The sequence below is a fragment of the Pseudomonas sp. TSRC2-2 genome, assembly GCF_049897785.1.
In the GTDB taxonomy this organism is placed as follows: Bacteria; Pseudomonadota; Gammaproteobacteria; order Pseudomonadales; family Pseudomonadaceae; genus Aquipseudomonas.
In genome coordinates this window covers 25,116-46,919 of the sequence record NZ_JAFCWZ010000001.1, presented here as the reverse complement: position 1 = coordinate 46,919, position 21,804 = coordinate 25,116, and the positions used below count along the sequence as shown (strand labels likewise).

The window sequence follows — 21,804 nt, the reverse complement described above, 5'->3', positions numbered from 1 at the left end:
TCATCAATGAGGCGCTGGCCGCACGCTGGCGGGCGCCGGAAAAGGAGTTAGCTGAATGAAAAAACTGATCGCTGCTTTCGCTGCCGTCGCAGCATTCTCGGCCCACGCCGAAACCTTGACCGTTGCCGCCACTCCGGTGCCGCACGCGGAAATCCTCGAATTCGTCAAACCGGCCCTGGCCAAAGAAGGCGTGGATCTGAAGGTCAAGGTCTTCACTGATTACATTCAGCCGAACGTACAGGTCGCGGAAAAGCGTCTGGACGCCAACTTCTTCCAGCACCAGCCGTATCTCGATGAATTCAACAAGGCCAAGGGCACCGATCTCGTAGCCGTGACGGGTGTACACCTGGAGCCGCTGGGCGCGTACTCGAGCAAGCTCAAGGACCTGAAGGATCTACCGGGCGGCGCCAACGTGGTGATCCCGAACGACGCCACCAACGGCGGCCGTGCGCTGTTGCTGCTGGCCAAGGCTGGCGTGATCACCCTGAAGGATCCGACCAATATCCTGTCGACCATCAAGGACATCGCGCAGAACCCGAAAGACCTGAAATTCCGTGAGCTGGAAGCCGCGACCATCCCGCGCGTGCTGACCCAGGTCGATCTGGCGCTGATCAACACCAACTACGCGCTGGAAGCCAAGCTCGATCCGTCCAAGGATGCGCTGGTGATCGAAGGCAACGACTCGCCGTACGTGAACATCCTCGTGTCCCGCGCGGACAACAAGGACAGCGACGCGATGAAGAAACTGGCGGCTGCGCTGCACACGCCGGAAGTGAAAAAGTTCATCACCGAGAAGTACAAAGGCGCGGTGTTGCCGGCGTTCTGATCGGGGCGGCGGCAATGAAAAAGGGGACGCCATGAGCGTCCCCTTTTTTGTGCCTGAAACACCGTCCCTGTGGGAGCGGGCTTGCTCGCGAAAGCGGTGTATCAGCCAGCATTTCTTCATCTGAGCCACCGCATTCGCGAGCAAGCCCGCTCCACACTGGATCAGTGGTGTCACTACTTGCGGTTAAGCATCCCCGGCAACTGCGCCACCAGTTTGGCGTTATTCAGCGGCGCCCGAATGAACCCGCGCTGCGTGCCGTCCGGGCCGATCACGGCCAGGTTGCCACTGTGATCGACGGTGTAATTCGGCTTGCTGGTATCGGCGGGAATGAACGGAATGCTCACTGCATTCGCGACTGTTTGCAGCTCTTCGATCGACGTTGGCGTCAGGCCAATGAACTGCGGATCGAAGTAGCCCAGATACTGCTTCAGCTGTTTCGGCGTATCGCGGTTGGGGTCAACGCTGACCAGCACGATCTGCAATTTATCCACAGCCTCTTTCGGCAGTTCACTCTTGATCTGCCGCAGTTGCGCCAGGGTGGTCGGGCAGATGTCCGGGCAGAAGGTGTAGCCGAAGAACAACAGACTCCACTTGCCTTTCAACTCATCGATCGCCACCGGTTTGCCGTCCTGATCGGTCATGGTCACGTCCGGCAGATTGCGGCTCTGTGGCAGCAGGATGATCCCGGCGTCGATCAGCGCAGTCGGGTCGCCCTGACCTTTGCCGCTCAGCACCTTGTTGACGGTAAGCCCGAGAATCAGTGCGATCACGGCAGCGAGGATGAAGACGGTTTTCTGGGTTCGGGTCATAGGTTCAACAGTAAGTAGTGGTCTACGAGCAGGGCGATGAACAACAGGAACAAGTAATAAATAGAGTACTTGAAGGTGTTGATCGCCGCGTGCGGCCGAGTGCCACGGTACAGCACCACGGCCCATTGCAGAAACCTCGCGCCCAACGCCAGCGCACAGACCAGATACAGCACGCCGCTCATGTGAATCACGTACGGCAGCAGACTCACCGCCAGCAGCGCGAAGGTGTACAGCAGAATGTGCACTTTGGTGTAGTGCTCGCCGTGGGTCACCGGCAGCATCGGAATGTCGGCCTTGGCGTATTCCTCCTTGCGATGAATCGCCAGCGCCCAGAAATGTGGCGGGGTCCAGGCGAAGATGATCAGCACCAGCAGCAATGGTTCGGCGCTGACATGGCCGGTAGCGGCGGTCCAGCCGAGCAGCGGCGGGGCGGCGCCAGCGAGGCCGCCGATGACGATGTTCTGCGGCGTCGCGCGTTTGAGGAAGCCGGTGTAGATCACCGCGTAGCCGAGCAGCGAGGCGAGGGTCAGCCATGCGGTCAATTGATTGGTGAACGTCAGCAGCAGCGCCTGGCCGAGCAACGCCAGCAGCAACGCAAATGTCAGCGCCGCCGCAGGTGAAACCCGGCCTTCGGCCAGTGGCCGTTTGTGCGTGCGCGCCATCACCGCATCGATGCGCCGATCGACCACATGATTGACGGCCGCCGCACCGCCGGCGCACAAGGCAATGCCCAGATTGCCAAAAACCAGCACCGTCCACGGCACGCCCGCTCGGGTGGCGAGGAACATGCCGACCAGCGAGGTGATCAGCATCAGCACCACGACTTTCGGCTTGGTCAGCTCCAGATAATCGCGCCACAGCGCTTGCGTCGCACGTTCGCCGATCAGACTCGCCATGGCGTTTCCCCTTTCAATGCGATGGGCGCGACGGCAGGTTTGTGCGCACCCAAGCGCCAGCGCGCCAGCACCGGTTGGGTCACCCGCAGCAGACTGGTGCGCGCGTGGTAATTGACCAGTACCAAGGTCAGCAACAGCGCCGCACCGCCGGCGTTGTGGGCGACGGCCACTGGCAGCGGCAGATGAAACAGCACGTTACTGATACCGAGGGCGATCTGCGCGGCGAGGGCGATCAGCAGCAAGCCAGCCAGACGCGTCATGCCCACCACCTTCAATTGCCAGGCCAGACCGAGCAGCACGACTGTCACCAGCAAAGCGCCGATGCGGTGTGTCAGATGAATCGCCGTGCGCGCGTCGCTGTCCAGTTGGCCGCCGAGATAGTTCGGGCCGATGTGCTGGGTCAGATGAAAGCCATTGGCGAAGTCCGCCGGCGGCAGCCATTGGCCGTGGCAGGTGGGGAAGTCGATGCAGGCCACCGCTGCGTAGTTGGAGCTGACCCAGCCGCCCAGCGCAATCTGGCCGATTACCAACAGCAGCCCCGCCGTCGCCCAATATTGCAGGCGTTTGGGCACCGTCAGTGCCGGCAGCACGCCGGACAACCTCAGCGTCAACAGAAACAGCAGACTCAACGTGGCGAAGCCGCCGAGCAAATGCCCGGTAACCACTTGCGGCCAGAGCTTGAGCGTCACCGTCCACATGCCGAATGCGGCCTGAGCGATGACCACCGCCAGCAGAAACAGCGGCAGTTTCACCGGTTGGCCCGGATGGCGCCGGTTTACCCAGGCGCGCCCGGCCAATACCGAAATCAGCAACCCGAGGGTGCCGGCGAAATAGCGGTGGATCATCTCGTTCCAGCCCTTGTGCGCCTCCACTGGCGCATCCGGGAAATGCAGTTCGGCATGGGCCAGTTGCGCCTCGCTTTTCGGCACGCTGATAAACCCGTAGCAGCCCGGCCAGTCGGGGCAGCCGAGGCCTGCGTGGGTCAGGCGCGTATAGGCGCCGAGCAGCACCACAATCAGTGCCAGCAGGGTGGCAAACAGCGCGAGGCGAAATCCAGGTTTGGCCATGACGATGCCCTTATCCGATGTTCGACAGTTTCAGCAGATGACGCAGGTCGTTGAGCAGATCCTTGCCCTTCACGTTCGGCTCGTAGCGCAGCACCAGATTGCCGTGCGGGTCGACGATCCACAGCTGCGGCAAGGCTTTGTCGCCGTTGGTCCTGGCGAACACGCCGGCATCCAGTGGATAACGCTGCAGTTGCGGGTATTCGCGATCGAGTTTGCCGTCGTACTCGGCGCTCAATGGTTGCGCGGCGGCGAGCGCATGGCTGGCGCGTCCGGCTTCGCGGCCGAGGCTGATCTGGATCTGCCGGGCCAGGTACACCAGTTGCTGGCAGTCGACTGCGCAATCCTTTGGCGCCGTGACCAGAATCTGCCAGCGCTGCTCATCGGCCTGCACGCCAAGGTCGGCGCGGGTCTGGCCGTTGCCGATCAGCTCGCCGTGGTAGCTGCGTCCTTCCGGCACCCAGAATTGCAACTTGTACATGCCGGTGGCGAGCAGCATCGGCCCGACTACGCCGAGCACAATCAACAGCAATTGAATGCGCCCGCGCCGACGGCTGGGAGCAGGTTTGGCCTCAGACATGCTGGGTGGATTCATGGCGCTTCCCATGGCGTTTCTCCTTTGCGTTGTGCCAGCCCAAATAGAGGTAAAGCCCAAGCAGGGCCGTGGCCATGGCAAACCATTGCACGGCATAGCCGAGGTGTTTTTCCGGGCCCATCGCGACTACCGGCCAATCGGTCTGATAGCTGGCCGGGCCGGGTTCGGCGCGCAGCTCAAAGGCGAAACCGTCGCGCTCCAGGGTTTGCCACAATTTGCCCGGCTCGACGGCGGTGATGGTTTGCGGCCAGACACTGCTGACCGGATCGGCGTGCAACTGGAACGTTGCGCCGGGGGCGACATAGACCCAGGCGTCGAGCGTCAGCGCCTCGGCCGGTGTCGTGAATTGCGGCGGCACGCGCCGATCGGGCCATGGCAGCCAGCCGCGATTGACCAGCAGCCAGAGGCCGCTGCGTTGATCCTGAAACGGTTGCAGCAATTCGACGCCGACCTTGCCGCCACGCTGGCGATTGTCGAGCAACAGCGTGTGGGCGGGGTCGAACTGGCCGTGCAGGTGCACGCGGCGATAAGCCGGATCGGCGCTGGTTGCGAGTTCACTGCTGGCCATCGGTTCGGCCACGCGACGTTCGGCATAACTGGCCAGCAGCGCGCTTTTCTCAGCGCCCCGGCCCAGTTGCCAGAAGCCCAGCGCAACCATCAGCGGCAGCAACAACGCGACCACCACGGTGGGGATCACGCCCGGGCGAAAGTGCTTCATGGCCGCGCCATAAAGTCAGTCATCGCGATCGCTATACTCAAGTGCATCGCCTGTCCCCCGGAGTCATGCCATGTTCAAAGCAGCGATCGCCCTGATGCTGATTGCCACGGTCGTCAGTCTGTTCAGCGGCCTGTTTTTCCTGGTCAAGGACGACAGCAGCTCCCATCGGCTGGTCATCGCCTTGAGTGTTCGGGTGGCACTGGCCGTGTTCACCGTCGGCTTGATGGCCTGGGGTTTCTACAGCGGCCAGTTGGTGTCGCATGCGCCCTGGTAGCGTCGGCGTTCAGAGCACATAGACGAAGAAGAACAGACCGATCCACACCACGTCGACGAAGTGCCAATACCAGCTCGCTGCTTCGAAGCCGAACTGGTGTTCGTTGTCGAAGTGGCCCTTCATGATCCGCATCAGCATCACGAACAGAATGATCGTGCCGATGGTCACGTGGGCGCCGTGGAACCCGGTGAGCATGAAGAACGTCGCGCCGTAGATGCCCGAGCCGAGGGTCAGCCCCAGCTCTTTGTAGGCGTGGATGTATTCCTCGGCCTGGAAACCCAAAAACGCGATGCCCAGCAGCACGGTGATCGCCAGCCACAATTTCAGTGCGCCGCGATGGCCCTTCTTCAAGGCGTGGTGGGCGATGGTGATGGTCACGCTGGAGCTGACCAGCAGAATGGTGTTGATCAGCGGCAGGCCCCACGGGCTAATAACGTCTTTGGGCGGCGGGAACAGTTTCGGGTCCGGGTTGTTCAGCAGTGGCCAGACGTACTCGAAATTCGGCCAGAGCATTTGCGACACGCCCTTGCTGCCTTCGCCCGCCAGACCCGGCGCGGAAACCGTGCGGATATAAAACAGCGCGCCGAAGAAGGCGACAAAGAACATCACTTCGGAAAAGATGAACCAGCTCATGCCCCAGCGGAACGAGCGGTCCAGCTGCGGGCTGTAAAGCCCCGCGCGACTTTCCTTGATCACCGCACCGAACCAGCCGAACAGCATGTACGCGAGCAGCAGGCCACCGACGAAAAAGATCAGCGGGCCGTGGGAATCCGGGCGTGCCGCCTTCAGATCGTTGAACCAGGTGGCGAGGCCGTACACGGTGACGAACATCCCGAGCGTGGCGATGATCGGCCATTTGCTCTGGGCCGGGACGTAATAATGCTCATGAGTTGCCATTTATTGTTCTCCTTATCGGCCACGCTCAACCGCCGGTATTAACAGCCACCGGTGGATGTCGGGCGGTGATATCGAACAGCGTGTAGGACAGCGTCAGGTGCTTCACTTCCTTGGGCATGTCGCGGTCAACGATGAAACGCACGGGCATCTCGATCTGTTCACCGGGTTGCAGCACCTGCTGGGTAAAACAAAAGCATTCGGTCTTGTGGAAAAACGCCGCCGCGTTGCTCGGCGCGATGCTCGGTACCGCTTGCGCGCTCATCGGTTTGTCGGTGGGGTTGCGCGCGATGAACACCATCTCGTTGACCGCGCCGGGATTGGCGGTCAGTTCGTCATGCTTGGGATAAAAGTCCCACGGCATGTCGGCGGTGTTGGTCGAGAGAAACTGCACGCGCACCTGGCGCGAGGTGTCGACCACTTGCTCTCCCGCGTACTGGCCGCCGGTCTTGCCGTTGATGCCGAAGGCCTTGCACATCACGTCATAGATCGGCACCAGGGCGAAGCCGAAGACGAACATCGCCACCACGACCAACAGCAGGCGCGTGACCAGTTTCTTCAGCGAGATCGAGTCAGCCATGGTTCCAATCCTCAATCGAGAACCCCTGTGGGAGGGGGCTTGTTCGCGAATGCGTCGGATCAGTCAACTCAACTGTTGAATGAAAAATGGCATTCGGGAGCAAGCCCCGTCCCACAGAAGCCAGGCGTTTCATTTCACTTCCGGCGGCGTGGTAAAGGTGTGATACGGCGCCGGTGACGGCACGCTCCACTCCAGGCCTTCGGCGCCATCCCACGGTTTCGCCGGGGCCGGCGCGCCGCCACGGATGGTCTTGATGACGATGAAGAGGAAGAAGATCTGCGTGGCGCCGAACATGAACGCGCCGATCGACGAGACCATGTTGAAATCGGCGAATTGCAGGTTGTAGTCCGGAATGCGTCGCGGCATGCCCGCAAGACCCACGAAGTGCATCGGGAAGAAGGTCAGGTTCATGCCGACGAACGACAGCCAGAAATGCAGTTTGCCGAGGGTTTCGTCGTACATGTGCCCGGTCCATTTCGGCAGCCAGTAATACGCCGAGGCGAAGATGCCGAAGATCGCCCCGGGCACCAGCACATAGTGGAAGTGCGCGACGACGAAGTAGGTGTCCTGGTACTGGAAGTCCGCCGGGGCAATCGCCAGCATCAGCCCGGAGAAGCCGCCGATGGAAAACAGGATCACGAACGCCACGGCAAACAGCATCGGTGTCTCGAAGGTCATCGAGCCCTGCCACATGGTGCTGGCCCAGTTGAAGACTTTCACCCCGGTCGGCACGGCGATCAGCATGGTCGCGTACATGAAGAACAATTCGCCCACCAGCGGAATGCCGACCACAAACATGTGGTGCGCCCAGACGATAAACGACAGAAACGCGATGCTCGCCGTGGCGTAAACCATCGAGGTGTAGCCGAACAGCGGCTTGCGCGCGAAGGTCGGGATGATCTGGCTGACCGCGCCGAACGCCGGCAGGATCATGATGTACACCTCGGGGTGGCCGAAGAACCAGAACACATGCTGAAACAGCACCGGGTCACCACCGCCGGCAGCGCTGAAGAAACTGGTGCCGAAGTGAATGTCCATCAGCATCATCGTCACGCACCCGGCCAGCACCGGCATCACTGCAATCAGCAGAAATGCGGTGATCAGCCAGGTCCAGACGAACAGCGGCATTTTCATCAGGGTCATGCCGGGGGCGCGCAGGTTAAGGATGGTCGCGACCACGTTGATCGCGCCCATGATCGAGCTGATGCCCATCAAGTGAATGGCGAAGATGAAGAACGTCACGCTTTCCGGTGCGTAGGTCGTCGATAGCGGCGCGTAGAAGGTCCAGCCGAAATTCGGCCCGCCGCCCGGGGTGAACAGCGTCGATACCAGCAGCAGAAAAGCCGCCGGCAACAGCCAGAAACTGAAGTTGTTCATCCGCGGCAGGGCCATGTCCGGCGCGCCGATCATCAGCGGGATCATCCAGTTGGCGAGGCCGACGAATGCTGGCATCACCGCACCGAAGACCATCACCAGGCCATGCATGGTGGTCATCTGGTTGAAGAATTCCGGCTGGACGATCTGCAGGCCGGGCTGGAACAGCTCGGCACGAATGACCATGGCGAACGAGCCGCCGAGCAGGAACATGCAGAACGCGAACCACAAGTACAGCGTGCCGATGTCTTTGTGGTTGGTGGTCAGCACCCAGCGCATCAGGCCTTTGGCGGGGCCGTGGGCGTGGTCGGCATGACCGTGGTCATCGATGACAGCGCTCATGGCCGGTCTCCTTCACGAAAGTGGACGGGGCAGGCCGGGGCGTGCGGCCCCGACCGGTTCACGGAGTACGCAATTGACCGGCTCATTGGCTTTCCGCCTGTTTCAGCTCCAGCACTTCTTTAGGCGTGACCATGTCGCCCTTGTTGTTGCCCCAGGCGTTACGTTCGTAAGTCACGACCGCCGCGATGTCGACTTCCGACAGCTGCTTGCCGAACGCCGCCATGGCGGTGCCGGGTTTACCGTGGAAGACGATGCCCAGGTGATCCTTGATCGGCCCGGTAGCGATTTTCGAGCCTTTGAGCGCCGGGAACATCGGCGGCAGGCCCTGGCCCTCAGCCTGGTGACAGGCCACGCAAGTGGTGTGGTAGACCTTGTCGCCGCGCTCCTTGAGTTCGTCGAGAGTCCATTCCTTGCTGGTCAGCTCTTTGAGCTGCGCGGCTTCGGCCTTGCGCTCGGCGAGCCATTTTTCGTAGTCGGCCTGCTCCTTGACCTCGACCACGATCGGCATGAAGCCGTGATCCTTGCCGCACAGTTCGGCGCACTGGCCACGGTAGAGGCCGGGCTTGTCGATACGGGTCCAGGCTTCGTTGACGAAACCGGGGATCGCATCGCGCTTGACCGCAAACGCCGGCACCCACCATGAGTGAATAACGTCGGCGGAAGTGACGAGGAAGCGCACCTTGGCGCCGACCGGCAGCACCAGCGGCTTGTCGACTTCGAGCAAGTAATGCTCGCCCTTGGCTTGCTTGTTGTGGATCTGCTCGGCGGGGGTGGCCAGGTTGCTGAAGAACTCGACATCCTGGCCCAGATATTTGTAGTGCCACTTCCACTGATAACCGGTGACCTGGATATCGATGTCCGGCTCGCTGGTGTCGTACATCTTGATCAGCGTCGCGGTGGCGGGAACGGCCATGGCCACCAGAATCAGCAGCGGCACGACAGTCCACATGATCTCGACGCCGGTGCTTTCATGGAATTTCGCCGCGACCTGGCCGGTGGAGCGGCGGTGTACCATCATCGACCAGAACATGGCGCCGAAGACGATGACCCCGATCACCACACAAATCCAGAAAATGGTCATGTGCAGGTCGAATACTGCGTGACTGATTTCAGTCGCTCCAGGCGCCATATTCACTGTCCAGGCGGCGTTGGCCTGGCTGAATATCGACCACAACAGGAGGCCCATCCAGACATGTGGATGTCGCATCATTGCGGGTTCCCCTTATCGTTCTTGTTATCCCGCCGGCGTATCGCCTGCGGCAAGGGAGCGGCTGCATCAGACTACGAACTTGAATCGCCGGGCCTTGCTGCGGGTGCAGTCGGGCGTCATCAGCTAACTCCATTCATTGGCGAGTATAGACAGCGCCCGGGAATTGCAACCCGCGCACGTCAATGAGCTGAAACAACCGCCGCTTGCGTTCAAGTGCCCGAATGGAGAAGGATGCAGACGAGTGGTGGCAAATGGATATAACGCAGCTGCATCAAGGATGAAATAATTATGACAAATGCGTCTTAGCGTTTTTCGTAAGCCAGCTAAGTTATGTCTTCCCTATTTCATTGCCTTGTTTCCTGGAGTTTTCATGAACACCGCCGCATTGCGCGAGCAGATCCAAAAAGCCCAACAACACGAAAAAGACACCGGCCTGCTGACCCGTCAGCTGGAAAGCAAACTGCCTCACCTGCACCCGGCGATCCAGTTGCCGGAAGCCGACGCCAACGGCGTGCTGACGCGTTTTGTCGCCGCCTACATCGATGAAGTACCCGACCTGCTGGACGCAGCCAATGAAGTCGCCAGGGAAGCGGGAATCGAATCGCAGATCAAACCGGTGCTGAAAATTGCCGAGCAGTATTTCCTCCAGCCGCCGGCCATCATGGCCGGGCATGTCGGCCTGGACAGCCTGCTCGACGAGGCCTATCTGGCGCACCGTTTTGTCGAAGAGGTCAACGACCTGTACATCAAGCATTTCGGCCAGCCACTGATCCCCCTGGACATGACGGTCGCCAATTTGATTGCTCATCAATTGATCGGTGAGGCATTCGCCAACCAACTGGACGAAGCGGTGCATCACGCGATCGACGAGATGCTCAACGACGAGAGCTTTGCCCTGGAGTCGGTGGAAGCCTACCGTGACAAACTCAGCAGCCCGGACACCGGCGCGGCGTGGAAACGCTGGCCGTGCATGAGCCGCCGGTTGGGTGTGGGGCTTGAGCTGGATCAGCCTGCTGCCTGAGTCATACACAGTTCAATGTAGGAGCTGCCGCAGGCTGCGATCTTTTGATGTTGTTTTTCAAAATCAAGATCAAAAGTTCGCAGCCTGCGGCAGCTCCTACAGGGGGGCGAGTTCAACCCGCAGATTCAACCCGCCGCACCGATCCCGGTATTGGTTCGCACCCGGCCTTCCAGCCTGCGCTTCAATCCGCGCGACTCGATCAACAGCTTCGAACCCTTCGCCGCATTCGCCCGGCCCCATTCTTCCAGCAGTTCCAGACACGAGTGGTCGATGTAGCTCAGGTTGTTGAGCGGCACATGCACCGTCGTGCCGTGGGGAATGCTGCCCAGCACCTGGGTCAGCGCCGGCACTTTGAGGAAGGTTGCCGCACCGACCAGACGCAATTCCATCTCGCCGTCCTGCGGCAGGTCCATCAGGCTGATTTTCAGGCGCGAAGCCTTGAGTGCCAGCTTCAACATGGTCAGGCCGAAACCGATCAGCACGCCGGTTAACAGATCAGTGAAGATGATCGCCAGCGCTGTGGCAGCGTAGGTGAACATCGGCATCCGCCCGTATCGACCCAGGCCACGAAAGGCTTTGAGGTCGACCAGTTTGAAACCGGTATACACCAGCACGCCCGCCAGGCTCGCCACCGGGATGCTTTGCAGCACGCTCGACAGCAACAGCACGAATGCCAGCAGCCACAGGCCATGGAAAATTGTCGAATAACGCGTGGTCGCACCGGCCTGGACGTTGGCCGAACTGCGCACGATCACCCCGGTCATCGGCAGCGCGCCGACCAGGCCGCAGAGCATGTTGCCGACACCTTGCGCCGACAGTTCACGGTCGAAGTCCGAACGCACACCGCTGTGCATGCGATCCACCGCTGCCGCCGACAACAGGGTTTCGGCACTGGCAATGAACGCTACGGCGAACGCGGCAATCAGCAGCGTCGGGTCGGCCAGGCTCATCAGGTCGGCAGGCTTGAGCCAATCGATCGCTTCGGCCAGATTCGCCGGCACTTCAACACGCTTGACCTGCAATGCCAGCAGCAGACTCGCGGCTGTTGCCAGACCGACACCCAGCAACGCACCGGGAACGAAACGCAGCGAATGTGGACGGAATTTTTCCCACAGCCACATCACCGCAATTGTCGACAACCCGAGCAGACCCGCCTGCCAGCCGAACGACGGCAAGGCTTGCGCCACGGCCGACGGAAATGCCGTGAGGTTGTCGAGCCCGGAGGGTTGCGGCTTGGCATCGAGCATCACATGGATTTGCGAAAGCACAATCAACACGCCGATGCCCGCGAGCATGCCGTAGACCACCGCTGGCGCCGTGACGCGGAACCAGCAGCCAAGCTTCAGGCGCCCGGCGACCAGTTGCAGAAATCCGGCGAGCAGCAGAATCGGCCCGAGCATCTCGATGCCGTGCTGGCGCACCAGTTCGAACACCAACACCGCAAGCCCCGCCGCCGGCCCGCTGACCTGCAACGGCGAACCCGCCAGCCAACCGACCACCAGACCGCCGATGATCCCGGTGATCAGACCCTTGGCCGGCGGCAGCCCTGACGCAATCGCGATGCCCATGCACAGCGGCAGGGCGACCAGAAACACAACCACGGAAGCGAGCAGCTCCCGTGGCAACACCGCTTTCAATTGAGCCGCACGCATGGCGATTCTCCCGAAGTTTTCTTCAGGCGTGGCGAGGCCGGGCCGCTGAATCAGCGGCCGGCGTCATACCACACAGATTGTTGGGAAGATTTAGAAGCGCGCTTTGGGCGTCGCCACAGGAATCGGATGGCTGCCGTCGAGAGGCAGGAAACGACCCTGGTCCGCGTCGTAAGCTTTGATTTCGCTGGTTTCGATGTTGTAGACCCAGCCATGGATGAACAGATGACCGTTCGCCATGCGCGAGGCTACCGAAGGATGGGTACGCAAGTGCTGCAATTGGGCGATGACGTTTTCCTCGGTGAGGATCGGCATGCTTTCTTTTTCGTCGGTGCAGTTACAGTTGTCGTGCACCATGGTTTTCGCGACTTCGGCGTGGCGCAGCCAGGCTTTGACCGTCGGCATTTTTTCCAGGCTGTCGGGGTTGAGTACCGCCCGCATGGCGCCGCAATCGGAGTGGCCGCAAATGATGATGTGCTGCACGCCCAGCGCCAGTACCGCGTACTCGATAGCGGTGGAAACGCCGCCGTTCATCTGGCCGTACGGCGGAACCACGTTGCCGACGTTACGGGTCACGAACAGATCGCCTGGCGAACTCTGGGTGATCAGCTCGGGAACGATGCGCGAGTCGGCGCAGGTGATGAACATCGCCTTGGGCGCCTGGGCGGTGGCGAGCTTCTTGAACAGTTCTTCCTGCTGCGGAAAAACGTCATGATGAAAACGTAAAAAGCCATCAACGATCTGTCGCAGTGCTGCATCGGCGGATTCCGCTTCAGGGCTTTGCGCCGAGGCAGCCAACGACTGTTTATCCTTGTCACTCATGATTGATCCTCTTGTGCGGATTCAGGGAGTCTTCCCCGGTATTCCGGTATGAAGCCAGTGGCTGTTTAAACCATCCGGGTCATCCCGACCCGTCAGTCACTCGATGAACAAGGTAGCCGCCGAAACTTAATTGAAACTGAATGAAACGCTCTAGAACGTGTGTTCCAGGTCACAAAAAACGTGACTGGCGTGTTTCGGCGGAAGGAGTCCAACCCGTCAACCCAAAGCCAATTGTCGCTAAATCAACGACATCTGGCGACCCGGCGGACAGAAGGCCGTGCAGTCGAGGTTATAGCCCTCGCGTTTGTTCAGACCAAGCTTTTTGATGGTCTTGGCGAATCTTTGTGCGAGCAGTTCGGCAAACGGTCCTTCACCGCGCATACGCGCACCGAAACGGCTGTCGTAGAGTTCGCCGCCGCGACTCTGACGAATCAGGCTCAGCACATGCGCGGCGCGTTGCGGATAGTGCGCCTGCAACCACTCCTCGAACAGCGGCGCGACTTCCAGCGGCAGGCGCAGCATCATGTATGCGGCGCTTTGCGCACCGGCGGCGTGGGCTTCGGTGAGCAGGCTTTCGATCTCGTTGTCATTGATCATCGGAATCATCGGCGAACACAGCACGCCGACCGCAATGCCTGCTTCGCGCATCACCCGGATTGCGCGCAGGCGCGCCTTGGGCGCAGCGGCGCGCGGTTCGAGGATGCGTTTCAGTTCGTCGTCCAGGGTGGTCAGGCTGATCATCACCGACACCAGCCGTTGCTGCGCCAGTTCGGTGAGCAAATCGAGATCGCGCAGAATCAGCGAGCCTTTGGTGACGATGGTTACCGGGTGTCGATAGCGCAGCAGCACTTTCAGGGTCTGGCGGGTGATTTTGTATTCCCGCTCGATCGGCTGATACGGGTCGGTGTTGGAGCCCAGATTGATCGGCGCGCATTGATAGCCTGGTTTGCTCAGCTGTTCTTCAAGAATCAGGGCGGCGTTGGTCTTGGCAATCAGCCGGGTTTCGAAGTCGAGGCCCGGCGACATGTCCCAATAGGCGTGACTGGGGCGTGCGTAGCAATAAATGCAGCCATGCTCGCAGCCTCGATAGGGGTTAAGCGAGCGGTCGAAGGGCAGATCCGGCGAGGTGTTGCGGCTGATGATCGATTTGGCTTTTTCGATGATCACTTCGGTGTTTTGCGTCTGCGGCACTTCCTGATACCAGCCATCATCCTCGGCCACCGAACGACTGGGCGCGAAGCGGTTGTGCGGGTTGGTGGCGGTGCCGCGGCCGCGGGGTGGTACTGGAGTGATCATCGAACGAACCTCTGCTCTGTATATGCATACAGTATCCGAGGGTGTGCGCTGTGATCCAGTACCGTTCAGCGATGCTATCGAAAATGGCCATGCCGCTGGCTGATGAAGTTTGCGACGGATATATTTTTTGCTTGATTAACGACAAGTGAAGATACAGATGCCTAATTGCCGATCTCAGGTTCCCTATATAGGCTCTGGAACTACCGGCAACAGACTCCGGCCAACTAATTAAAAGGATTTGATTGAATGTCGTATTTGAACCAACGCGGTGTTTTTCTGCAAATGATGCAGCCGAGTATCACCGACTCCAACACTATTGTTTCACTGCAACTGGCGCGCAAGGAACTGGGCTGGGATGCAGAGCAACAGCTATCGACCGAGACTCTGGTCGATTCGATTTACGTCGTAGCGGTATCGGCCGACAAGGGTAAGACCTTCTCCATTCGTACCGACAAGAAAGATGTCGACGGCGACGGTGACATTGATAGCGATGACAAGGAAAAGTTGATCGCATTGGCCAAAGCTTATGTGGCAATCATTAATCCGTAAGCACAACTATTGCTAACACCTCATAAATGAAAACCCTGCATGAATATTTCATGCAGGGTTTTATTTTTAGTTGTGTTGAGTGACCTGGCCGAGATCATCCCCGGACGTGTTTTGCATATCTTCACTGCGCAGATGCGCAACCTCCTTGGCACTGACTTCCGCGCCCTTGTTGCCCCAGCTGCCACGAATGAAACTCACCACATCCGCCACTTCCTGGTCCGACAGACGCCAGGCGAAACCGGGCATCGTAAATGTCGAGGGTGCGGCGTGCGTCGCGGGCAGTGTTCCGCCCTTGAGCACGATGTGGATCAGCGAAGTCGGATCGTCCGTCTGTAGCACCGGATTGCCCGCCAGCGCCGGGAACACTCGGGTGTAGCCATGGCCATCAGTACGATGACAGGCCGCGCAGTTGTCGATGTACACCGATGCGCCGCGTTGGCTGTCATCGCCATTCCAAAGCGCTTTGGCCACTTTCTCGTCGTATTGGTGCGGCTGATCCGCTGGATCATTGGCCGGCAGCGACTTCAGATAACGGGCAATCGCGGTGAGGTCGGTATCGCTCATGTACTGCATGCTGTGGGTGACTACATCGCTCATGCCTCCGAACACCGCACTGCGATCACTGCGCCCGGTCTTGAGGAATTGCACCAGTTGCCCTTCACTCCAGCTGCCCAGACCATCCTTGTGATCGCCGCGCAGGCTCTTGGCGATCCAGCCTTCGAGTGGTGCACTGCCGGCAAGAAATTCGCTGCCGTCCGCCGCGCTCAGGGATTTTTCCTGCATGGTCAGCGCGCGCGGCGTGTGGCAGGCGCCACAGTGGCCGAGGCCTTCAACCAGGTACGCCCCGCGATCAATCACCGGGTCGTCTGAAGTGGCCTTGTAATCCTCGACTTTCGGCGCGAACAGCCAACGCCAGCCCATCAACGGCCAGCGCATGCTCAACGGCCACGGGATGTCGCTGGCCTTGTTCTCCTGCGCCACCGGTTCGACGCCGTGCATGAAGTACGCATACAGCGCTTGCATGTCGGCCTGATTGACCCGTGCGTAAGACGGATACGGCATCGCCGGGTACAAGGTGCTGCCGTTTTTGGCCACGCCATGGCGCACGGCCTGGTCGAAGTCCTCGAAGCTGTAATCGCCGAGGCCGGTTTTATCCGGGGTGATGTTGGTCGAGTAGATCGTGCCGATCGGCGTCTCCATCGGCAACCCACCGGCGAAGGGCTTGCCGCCCTTGGCCGTGTGGCAGGCCACGCAGTCACCGGCGCGGGCCAGGTACTCACCTTGCTTGATCAGATTCTGATCAGCTTGCGCCGCATAAACTGCGGTGCTGCCCAGCAGGGCGAGGGTGGCGATAACGAAATTTTTCATGGTCATCGCTCCTTAAGCCTGAACCAGCGGGCCGGGGTTTTTCAGGTATTGCTCGCGGATCGCTTTCGCCGACCAGTAGGTCAGCGCCGCGACCAGCCCGGTCGGGTTGTAGCCCAGGCCCTGCGGAAACGCCGATGCGCCCGGGACGAACACGTTGTGCACATCCCAGCTCTGCAAGTAGCGGTTCAGCGCGCTGGTCTTCGGATTGGTGCCCATGATCGCGCCACCGTTGAGGTGGGTGGTCTGATACGAGGCAGTGTTGAAATGGTCGCCGACTTGCTTGCCGATCACCGCGATGGCTTTCGGGCCCATGGCTTGGGCAATCTTGCCCATTTTCTCGACCATGAAACGGTTCATCTTGATGTCGTTTTCCTGCCAGTCGAAGGTCATGCGCAACAGCGGCAAACCATAGGCGTCGCGGTACACCGGGTCGAGATCGAGGTAGTTGCCACGGTAGGATTGATGCGCGCCGTGGGCGTCCATCGACACCTGGTGGGTGTAGTAATCAGCAGTGGCGCGTTTCCACGCACTGCCCCACGCCGGTGTGCCCGGCGGGTTCGAGGTGCCGGCAATCGGTCGGCTGCCGGCCTGGTTGACCCACATCGGCGAACCGCCGACAAAGCCGTGCGGGCCGTGGTCGAAGTTGTCGGCGTTGAAATCGTCCACCGCCACACCGTTGCCGCCAGCGCCGATGAAATTGTTGGTGTGGGTGTCCTTGTCGAAGAACGCCTTGATCGTGGCCATGTTCTGGTAGGCGAAGTTACGCCCGACCACGCCTTCACCACTGATCGGGTCGTAGGGTTTGCCGATCCCGGAGAGCAGCATCAGACGCACGTTGTGCAACTGAAAGGCGCCGAGAATCACCAGATCCGCCGGCTGCTCGATCTCGCGGCCCTGGCCGTCGATATACGTCACGCCAGTGGCTTTGCTCTTGCTGCTGTCGAGATTGATCCGCAGTACATGGGAATTGGGCCGCAGTTCGAAATTCGGCAGCGGCTTGAGCGCCGGCAGAATGTTCACGTTCGGCGACGCCTTGGAATACATGTAGCAGACATAGCCGCTGCAGAAACCGCAGAAATTGCACGGGCCCATCTGTGCGCCGTAGGGATTGGTGTAGGGCCCAGAAGTATTAGCGGAAGGCAGGTTGTAGGGTTTGTAACCGACTTCTGTAGCCGCTTTGCCGAACAGCTGTGCGGACACGGTGTTTTTCTGCGCTTCAAGCGGAAACGGATTGGAGCGGTCCGCCGCATAGGGGTTGCCGCCCTTGCCCTGACCGACCAATTGGCCCTTCACGGTCCAGGCCTGGCCGGAGGTGCCGAAGACTTTTTCCGCGAAGTCGAAAAACGGTTCCAGCTCCTCATAGCTGACGCCGAAGTCCTGGATGGTCATGTCCTTGGGAATGAAGCTTTTGCCGTAGCGTTCTTCGTAATGGCTGCGCATGCGCAATTCAATCGGATCGACTCGAAAGTGCACCCCCGACCAGTGCAGGCCGGCGCCGCCGACGCCATTGCCGGGCAGGAACGCGCCCAACTGGCGGTTGGGCAGGGCGATGTCGTTGACGCTGTGGCGAATGGTCACCGTCTCTTTGGAGATGTCCTGAAAGAGTTTTTTGCGCACGCTGTAGGTGAGTTCGTCGATCACCTGTGGATAGTTGCCGTCGGGGTAGGTGTCCTGCATCGGCCCGCGCTCCAGCGCCAGCACGTTGAGGCCCGCTTCGGTCAATTCCTTGGCCATGATCGCGCCGGTCCAGCCGAAACCGACGATGACTGCATCCACTTTCTTCATTACCGTTGCCATGCTTACGCCCTCTCGCCGCGAATCGACACTGCCGGGAAGGGGTATTGCTCGTTGCGTTCCACCCAATCCATGAAATCGGCGCGGGCGCCGGGGAAGCCGATCATGGTCCAGCCGACCATGCCTTTATTGCCACCATGGATCGGGTCGCAGAAGAAGCCTTCCTTGGTGTTTTGCAGCAGCAAATTGAAGAAAATCTTCGCCGGTACCGCGTCGAACTGCGGCGTGCCGGCTTCGAGTTGTTTGAGCAGATCGTCTCGGGTAGCGCTGTCTTGCTCGGCAAAAGTTTTGCCGCTGAGTTGTTTAACCCACTGATCCGTTGCGGCGATGCCGAGGCGGTAAATGTCTTTGGGTACCAGTTTGCTCTGCCAGCCCATCTCAGGCGCAGCGTCGGCATTGAACGGGCCTTGCATGTACCAGAGCGCGCCTGCGGCGTACGGCGTGTTCATCTGACGATCGATGTATTCCGGCACGCCGGCTTCGAGGGCACCGGGGCCTTGAGCATCGTTGGGGATCAATTGCGCGACGGCGGCATTGATGAATGCCCACTCCTCAGCGGTGAAATAGCCGGGCTGGTACTCGCCGGCCTCGGCGCGAACCGGCTGGGCCGCAGGTTTGGCGGGCGCAGTTTCAGGTGCAGCTTGCAGCACGCTGCTGCCCAGGCCAGTACCGGCGAGCGTGACCACCGGAATCAGGGTCAAGGATTTGCGCAAGAACTCGCGCCGCGGGTTGTCTCGATCTTGATCAGACATGGGACCTCATCAGGCATAAAAGTCAGCCGCTTCTGCGAGCGGCTCGAGGAATGGTGCGTCGCGATGACGAGTTTCTGGCCCGACTATGGGCGCCACGTCTGCAACATCATGTGACAAATGGTAGCAGGCTAAGCATCAAGAAAAACCGTTTGGGCGGAAAAAAGCCCGTGAGGCGACGATTCACATTTCTTTGACGGCCGGCTCACGGCGCATTGACCGCTGAGCCGCGAAGCTGCAACTCCTTCCATGAAGATTGCCGAATCGGTCAGCCCAGCATGTCTCGAGTGCACTTGTTCCCCGCGTTGTGTTTTTCGTTTGTTGCGCTGTTGTACGGCAGTGCCGCGCAGGCGGCCGACGCGGCGTCGCCTCGTCCGCCCGAGTGGGCGCAGCCGGTCGAGGCGCAGTTCAATCTGTTCCGCATGTCGCCGACCCTGTATCGCAGCGCCCTGCCGAACCGAGGCGCGGTGCCATTGCTGAACAGTCTGCACGTGGCCACGGTGATCAACTTCCTGCCTGAAACCGACAGCGACTGGCTTTCTACGCCTGGGGTCAGGCAAGTGCAGTTGCCGTATCGCACTAATCATGTCGACGACAGCGACGTGCTCAAGACGTTGCGTGCCATCCAGGCGGCCGAAGCCAGCGGCCCGGTGTTGATGCATTGCAAGCACGGTTCCGATCGCAGCGGGCTGATGGCGGCCATGTATCGAGTCGTGGTGCAGGGGTGGAGCAAAGAGGACGCCCTGAGCGAAATGACCCAAGGCGGTTTCGGCGACAGCACCCACTTCAAGGACGGGATTCGCTACATGATGCAGGCGGATGTCGACAAGTTGCGCACAGCGCTGGCAAACGGTGATTGCAGCACCAGCGCCTTCGCCACCTGCTCCATGAAAAGCTGGTTCCAGTCGGCCCACGTCGAGTAGCTTGCGGATTAATCCGGCCGTGCTGGAAAGAGTTCGGCAGGTATTGGATGGCCGAGAAATTTCTCCATTGCGTCCGGCAGCGAAACCGATTCGCCGGAGAAAAACGCTTCGCGCAGTCCGCGACCGGTCTGTGTGTTGAACACACCTTCGCGTTCGACGCGCTTGAACGCTTCGGATGCCAGCACGCCTGACCATTTGTAGGCGTACACCGAGGCTTCGTAACCGGTGACCAGATAATCGAAACCGTTGGCAAACCGGCAATAGGCCGGCAGGTTCAGTTGCGGTATCTGTTGCAGCACCGTGTCGAGGCACTGTTGTACGTTGCGGCCATTGGCCTCGCTGCGGTGCAATTCAAGATCGAGCAGTGATTGAAGCAGTAGCGTCGCGGTTCCACGGCTGGTGTGCGCCGCGAGGGCTGTCAGCGCTGACTTGATCCGCGGACGGCCCAACGGCACACGGTTCTGGTAATGCGCGGACAGCCACTCAAGAAGCTCGTCCGACAGGCTGAACTGCTCGAACAGCTGCCCGGCGAATTCCGCTGAGTCACGGCCCATTTGCGAGATACCCGAAAGGTTATGGTGAGGCGAGCGGGTCAGCACATGCTGCAGGCAATGCCCGAACTCGTGAAACAGTACGCGCAAATCCTTGTGCGCCAGCACGCCGAGGTGGTCGCCGCTGATGGGCGGAAAATTGCAATGGAGGATGGCGATCGGCAGGGCCGGCCGACCTTCTGCATTGATATGGTGGTCGCGCACGGTGTGGGTCATGGCATAGTCGGGTGCGTCCTGGCGATGAAAGAGGTCGATGTAGATAAACCCGATGACTTGATCGTATTCGCTGACTTCCAATAGCCGCACCGTTTCGTGCCAATGGCTGAGGTCTTTGCGCTCGGTCAGTTTGACGCCGAACAGATGCTCGATGAACTGGCAGAACCGGTTCAGCGTTTCGTCCAGTGCGAAATACTGGCGAAGGCCTTTGAGTGCGCTCGCCGAATGCTGCTGGCGCCATTGTTCAACGAAATAGTCGAAATCCCAGGCCTGCAACTCTTCGACTCCATGAGTTGCGGCGAATGCCTGCAAGCCCCGTGTGTCCTGTTCCAGCGCTGCTTGATTGTGCGCGATCTGCTGTTTCAGGAACGCTTCGACCTGAACCGGTGAGGCAGCCATTTGCTGGGAAAGGCGCAAATGAGCAAAGCTCTCAAACCCGAGCAATCGGGCTTGCTCATGGCGCAGCGCGAGCAGTTTCTGCAAGACCGGGCCGTTGTCAAACCGGCCAGCATGCGGCCCCTGATCCGAGGCCCGGGTATTGAAGGCGATAAAATACGCCTCACGCAAACGGCGGTCGCGCGCATTTTTCATCAGGTATTCATAAGTGTTGTGATCGAGCGTCAGCAGCCAGCCGGTTTTTCCGGCCTGACGCGCGTTGAGCGCCAATCGATCCCTGAACTCCACAGACAGACCGTCAAGCGTGGCAATGTCGTCGATCTGACGGGTCCAGGCCGCGTTGCTGCGCTGCAGATTGATCAAGAATATTTGCTGTTGAAGGTCAATTTCGCCGGTAAGCGTGGCCAGCCGCTGTCGTTGTTCGGCGGGCAATTCAATGCCTGTCAGACGGAAACCGAGCAGGGTTTTGGCCAGCGATGCCTTGCGAAACGCATCGAAGCTAGCGGCGATCGGGCTCCGCTCCAGACCTTGATACGTGCGATAAAGCGCCAGGTTGGCAAATTTCTGCGAGCGGTAGCGCTTCGCTGTCAGGCTGCACTGCGCGCTTTGCGCTAGCCATTCGGGGTCAGCGCCTTTGACCGTGTCGAGCACTTCGACGATGGCGATGGCTTCGGCGATCCGTGCGTCGGCTTCGTCGATGGCGATCACCAGATCATCCCAGTTCGGGTGGACGGTCTGCGTGGCGATCACCTCGGCGATGATCCGCTGGTTGTCAGCAACGATGGCATCGAAGGCGGGGATCAGATGTTCGGCTTGTATCTCGGACCAGGCCGGCAGTTGCCAGCGTTGCAGCAGGGGGTTGGCAGGGGGCATCGCGTCTTCCTTGAC

21 protein-coding genes are annotated in these 21,804 nt (G+C 60.1%); 5 read left to right on the top strand and 16 right to left on the bottom strand.

Annotated features, from left to right (window positions below):
- The first annotated feature begins 55 nt into the window (after positions 1-55).
- Positions 56-826, top strand: a complete 771-nt coding sequence (locus tag ACP7D9_RS00245; protein ID WP_101159656.1) for a MetQ/NlpA family ABC transporter substrate-binding protein — start codon at positions 56-58, stop codon at positions 824-826.
- A gap of 173 nt (positions 827-999) precedes the next feature.
- Here the strand turns inward: ACP7D9_RS00245 and ACP7D9_RS00240 are convergent, their stop codons facing one another.
- From ACP7D9_RS00240 to ACP7D9_RS00220, 5 genes are read right to left on the bottom strand one after another with little or no spacing between them, the layout of a single operon-like run.
- Entirely contained in the window at positions 1,000-1,635 is a 636-nt protein-coding gene (locus tag ACP7D9_RS00240; protein ID WP_426154943.1) for an SCO family protein, read from the bottom strand.
- Positions 1,632-2,531: a heme o synthase gene (gene cyoE / locus ACP7D9_RS00235; protein WP_101159653.1), complete on the bottom strand. Its 900-nt coding sequence runs from the start codon at positions 2,529-2,531 to the stop codon at positions 1,632-1,634. The genes ACP7D9_RS00240 and cyoE overlap by 4 nt, the downstream gene beginning before the upstream one ends.
- A complete protein-coding gene (locus ACP7D9_RS00230; protein ID WP_101159652.1) occupies positions 2,519-3,598 on the bottom strand; it encodes a COX15/CtaA family protein in 1,080 nt (359 codons plus the stop codon). The genes cyoE and ACP7D9_RS00230 overlap by 13 nt, the downstream gene beginning before the upstream one ends.
- 10 nt (positions 3,599-3,608) lie before the next feature.
- Positions 3,609-4,202 (bottom strand): hypothetical protein, encoded by a 594-nt coding sequence (locus tag ACP7D9_RS00225; RefSeq protein ID WP_426154940.1) that lies wholly within the window; start codon positions 4,200-4,202, stop codon positions 3,609-3,611.
- A complete protein-coding gene (locus ACP7D9_RS00220; RefSeq protein ID WP_426154938.1) occupies positions 4,168-4,908 on the bottom strand; it encodes an SURF1 family protein in 741 nt (246 codons plus the stop codon). Before ACP7D9_RS00220 ends, ACP7D9_RS00225 begins: the two co-directional genes overlap by 35 nt.
- A gap of 70 nt (positions 4,909-4,978) precedes the next feature.
- Between ACP7D9_RS00220 and ACP7D9_RS00215 the strand changes: the two genes are divergently transcribed.
- On the top strand, positions 4,979-5,182 hold the full coding sequence (locus ACP7D9_RS00215; protein ID WP_101159650.1) for a twin transmembrane helix small protein: 204 nt from the start codon (positions 4,979-4,981) through the stop codon (positions 5,180-5,182).
- A 9-nt stretch (positions 5,183-5,191) separates the two neighbouring features.
- Here ACP7D9_RS00215 and ACP7D9_RS00210 read toward each other — a convergent pair whose 3' ends face one another.
- The 4 genes from ACP7D9_RS00210 to coxB form a co-directional block, all read right to left on the bottom strand.
- Positions 5,192-6,079, bottom strand: a complete 888-nt coding sequence (locus ACP7D9_RS00210) for a cytochrome c oxidase subunit 3 (protein WP_101159649.1) — start codon at positions 6,077-6,079, stop codon at positions 5,192-5,194.
- Positions 6,080-6,104: 25 nt separating this feature from the next.
- Positions 6,105-6,656: a cytochrome c oxidase assembly protein gene (locus tag ACP7D9_RS00205; protein WP_016772328.1), complete on the bottom strand. Its 552-nt coding sequence runs from the start codon at positions 6,654-6,656 to the stop codon at positions 6,105-6,107.
- A gap of 129 nt (positions 6,657-6,785) precedes the next feature.
- Positions 6,786-8,372, bottom strand: a complete 1,587-nt coding sequence (ctaD, locus tag ACP7D9_RS00200) for a cytochrome c oxidase subunit I (protein ID WP_039757110.1) — start codon at positions 8,370-8,372, stop codon at positions 6,786-6,788.
- An 82-nt stretch (positions 8,373-8,454) separates the two neighbouring features.
- Positions 8,455-9,582, bottom strand: a complete 1,128-nt coding sequence (coxB, locus tag ACP7D9_RS00195; protein ID WP_101159648.1) for a cytochrome c oxidase subunit II — start codon at positions 9,580-9,582, stop codon at positions 8,455-8,457.
- A 370-nt stretch (positions 9,583-9,952) separates the two neighbouring features.
- On the opposite strand from coxB, the gene ACP7D9_RS00190 reads away from it, so the two are divergent.
- On the top strand, positions 9,953-10,603 hold the full coding sequence (locus tag ACP7D9_RS00190; protein WP_093096227.1) for a hypothetical protein: 651 nt from the start codon (positions 9,953-9,955) through the stop codon (positions 10,601-10,603).
- Between the two features lie 125 nt (positions 10,604-10,728).
- Here ACP7D9_RS00190 and ACP7D9_RS00185 read toward each other — a convergent pair whose 3' ends face one another.
- The 3 genes from ACP7D9_RS00185 to ACP7D9_RS00175 form a co-directional block, all read right to left on the bottom strand.
- Entirely contained in the window at positions 10,729-12,255 is a 1,527-nt protein-coding gene (locus tag ACP7D9_RS00185; RefSeq protein ID WP_426154934.1) for a SulP family inorganic anion transporter, read from the bottom strand.
- A 90-nt stretch (positions 12,256-12,345) separates the two neighbouring features.
- Entirely contained in the window at positions 12,346-13,074 is a 729-nt protein-coding gene (locus tag ACP7D9_RS00180; RefSeq protein ID WP_093096212.1) for a carbonic anhydrase, read from the bottom strand.
- A 237-nt stretch (positions 13,075-13,311) separates the two neighbouring features.
- Positions 13,312-14,370, bottom strand: a complete 1,059-nt coding sequence (locus tag ACP7D9_RS00175; RefSeq protein WP_313000521.1) for a PA0069 family radical SAM protein — start codon at positions 14,368-14,370, stop codon at positions 13,312-13,314.
- 246 nt (positions 14,371-14,616) lie between these two features.
- Here ACP7D9_RS00175 and ACP7D9_RS00170 point away from each other — a divergent pair, with 246 nt between their 5' ends.
- The gene (locus ACP7D9_RS00170; protein ID WP_426154932.1) at positions 14,617-14,919 is read left to right on the top strand and encodes a hypothetical protein; all 303 of its coding nucleotides are present in this window, start codon (positions 14,617-14,619) and stop codon (positions 14,917-14,919) included.
- A gap of 66 nt (positions 14,920-14,985) precedes the next feature.
- On the opposite strand, the gene ACP7D9_RS00165 is transcribed toward ACP7D9_RS00170, so the two are convergent.
- Genes ACP7D9_RS00165 through ACP7D9_RS00155 form a run of 3 tightly spaced genes read right to left on the bottom strand, consistent with a single transcriptional unit; the run spans position 14,986 to position 18,833 of the window.
- Positions 14,986-16,287 carry a c-type cytochrome gene (locus tag ACP7D9_RS00165; RefSeq protein ID WP_101159636.1) on the bottom strand — a complete coding sequence of 434 codons (1,302 nt, stop codon included), beginning with the start codon at positions 16,285-16,287 and terminating at the stop codon, positions 14,986-14,988.
- 12 nt (positions 16,288-16,299) lie between these two features.
- Positions 16,300-18,084, bottom strand: a complete 1,785-nt coding sequence (locus tag ACP7D9_RS00160; protein WP_313000529.1) for a GMC family oxidoreductase — start codon at positions 18,082-18,084, stop codon at positions 16,300-16,302.
- A gap of 2 nt (positions 18,085-18,086) precedes the next feature.
- On the bottom strand, positions 18,087-18,833 hold the full coding sequence (locus tag ACP7D9_RS00155; RefSeq protein WP_101159634.1) for a gluconate 2-dehydrogenase subunit 3 family protein: 747 nt from the start codon (positions 18,831-18,833) through the stop codon (positions 18,087-18,089).
- Positions 18,834-19,108: 275 nt separating this feature from the next.
- On the opposite strand from ACP7D9_RS00155, the gene ACP7D9_RS00150 reads away from it, so the two are divergent.
- Positions 19,109-19,753 (top strand): tyrosine-protein phosphatase, encoded by a 645-nt coding sequence (locus ACP7D9_RS00150; protein ID WP_101159633.1) that lies wholly within the window; start codon positions 19,109-19,111, stop codon positions 19,751-19,753.
- A gap of 8 nt (positions 19,754-19,761) precedes the next feature.
- Here the strand turns inward: ACP7D9_RS00150 and ACP7D9_RS00145 are convergent, their stop codons facing one another.
- The gene (locus ACP7D9_RS00145) at positions 19,762-21,789 is read right to left on the bottom strand and encodes a M3 family metallopeptidase (protein ID WP_426154929.1); all 2,028 of its coding nucleotides are present in this window, start codon (positions 21,787-21,789) and stop codon (positions 19,762-19,764) included.
- Positions 21,790-21,804 lie beyond the last annotated feature (15 nt).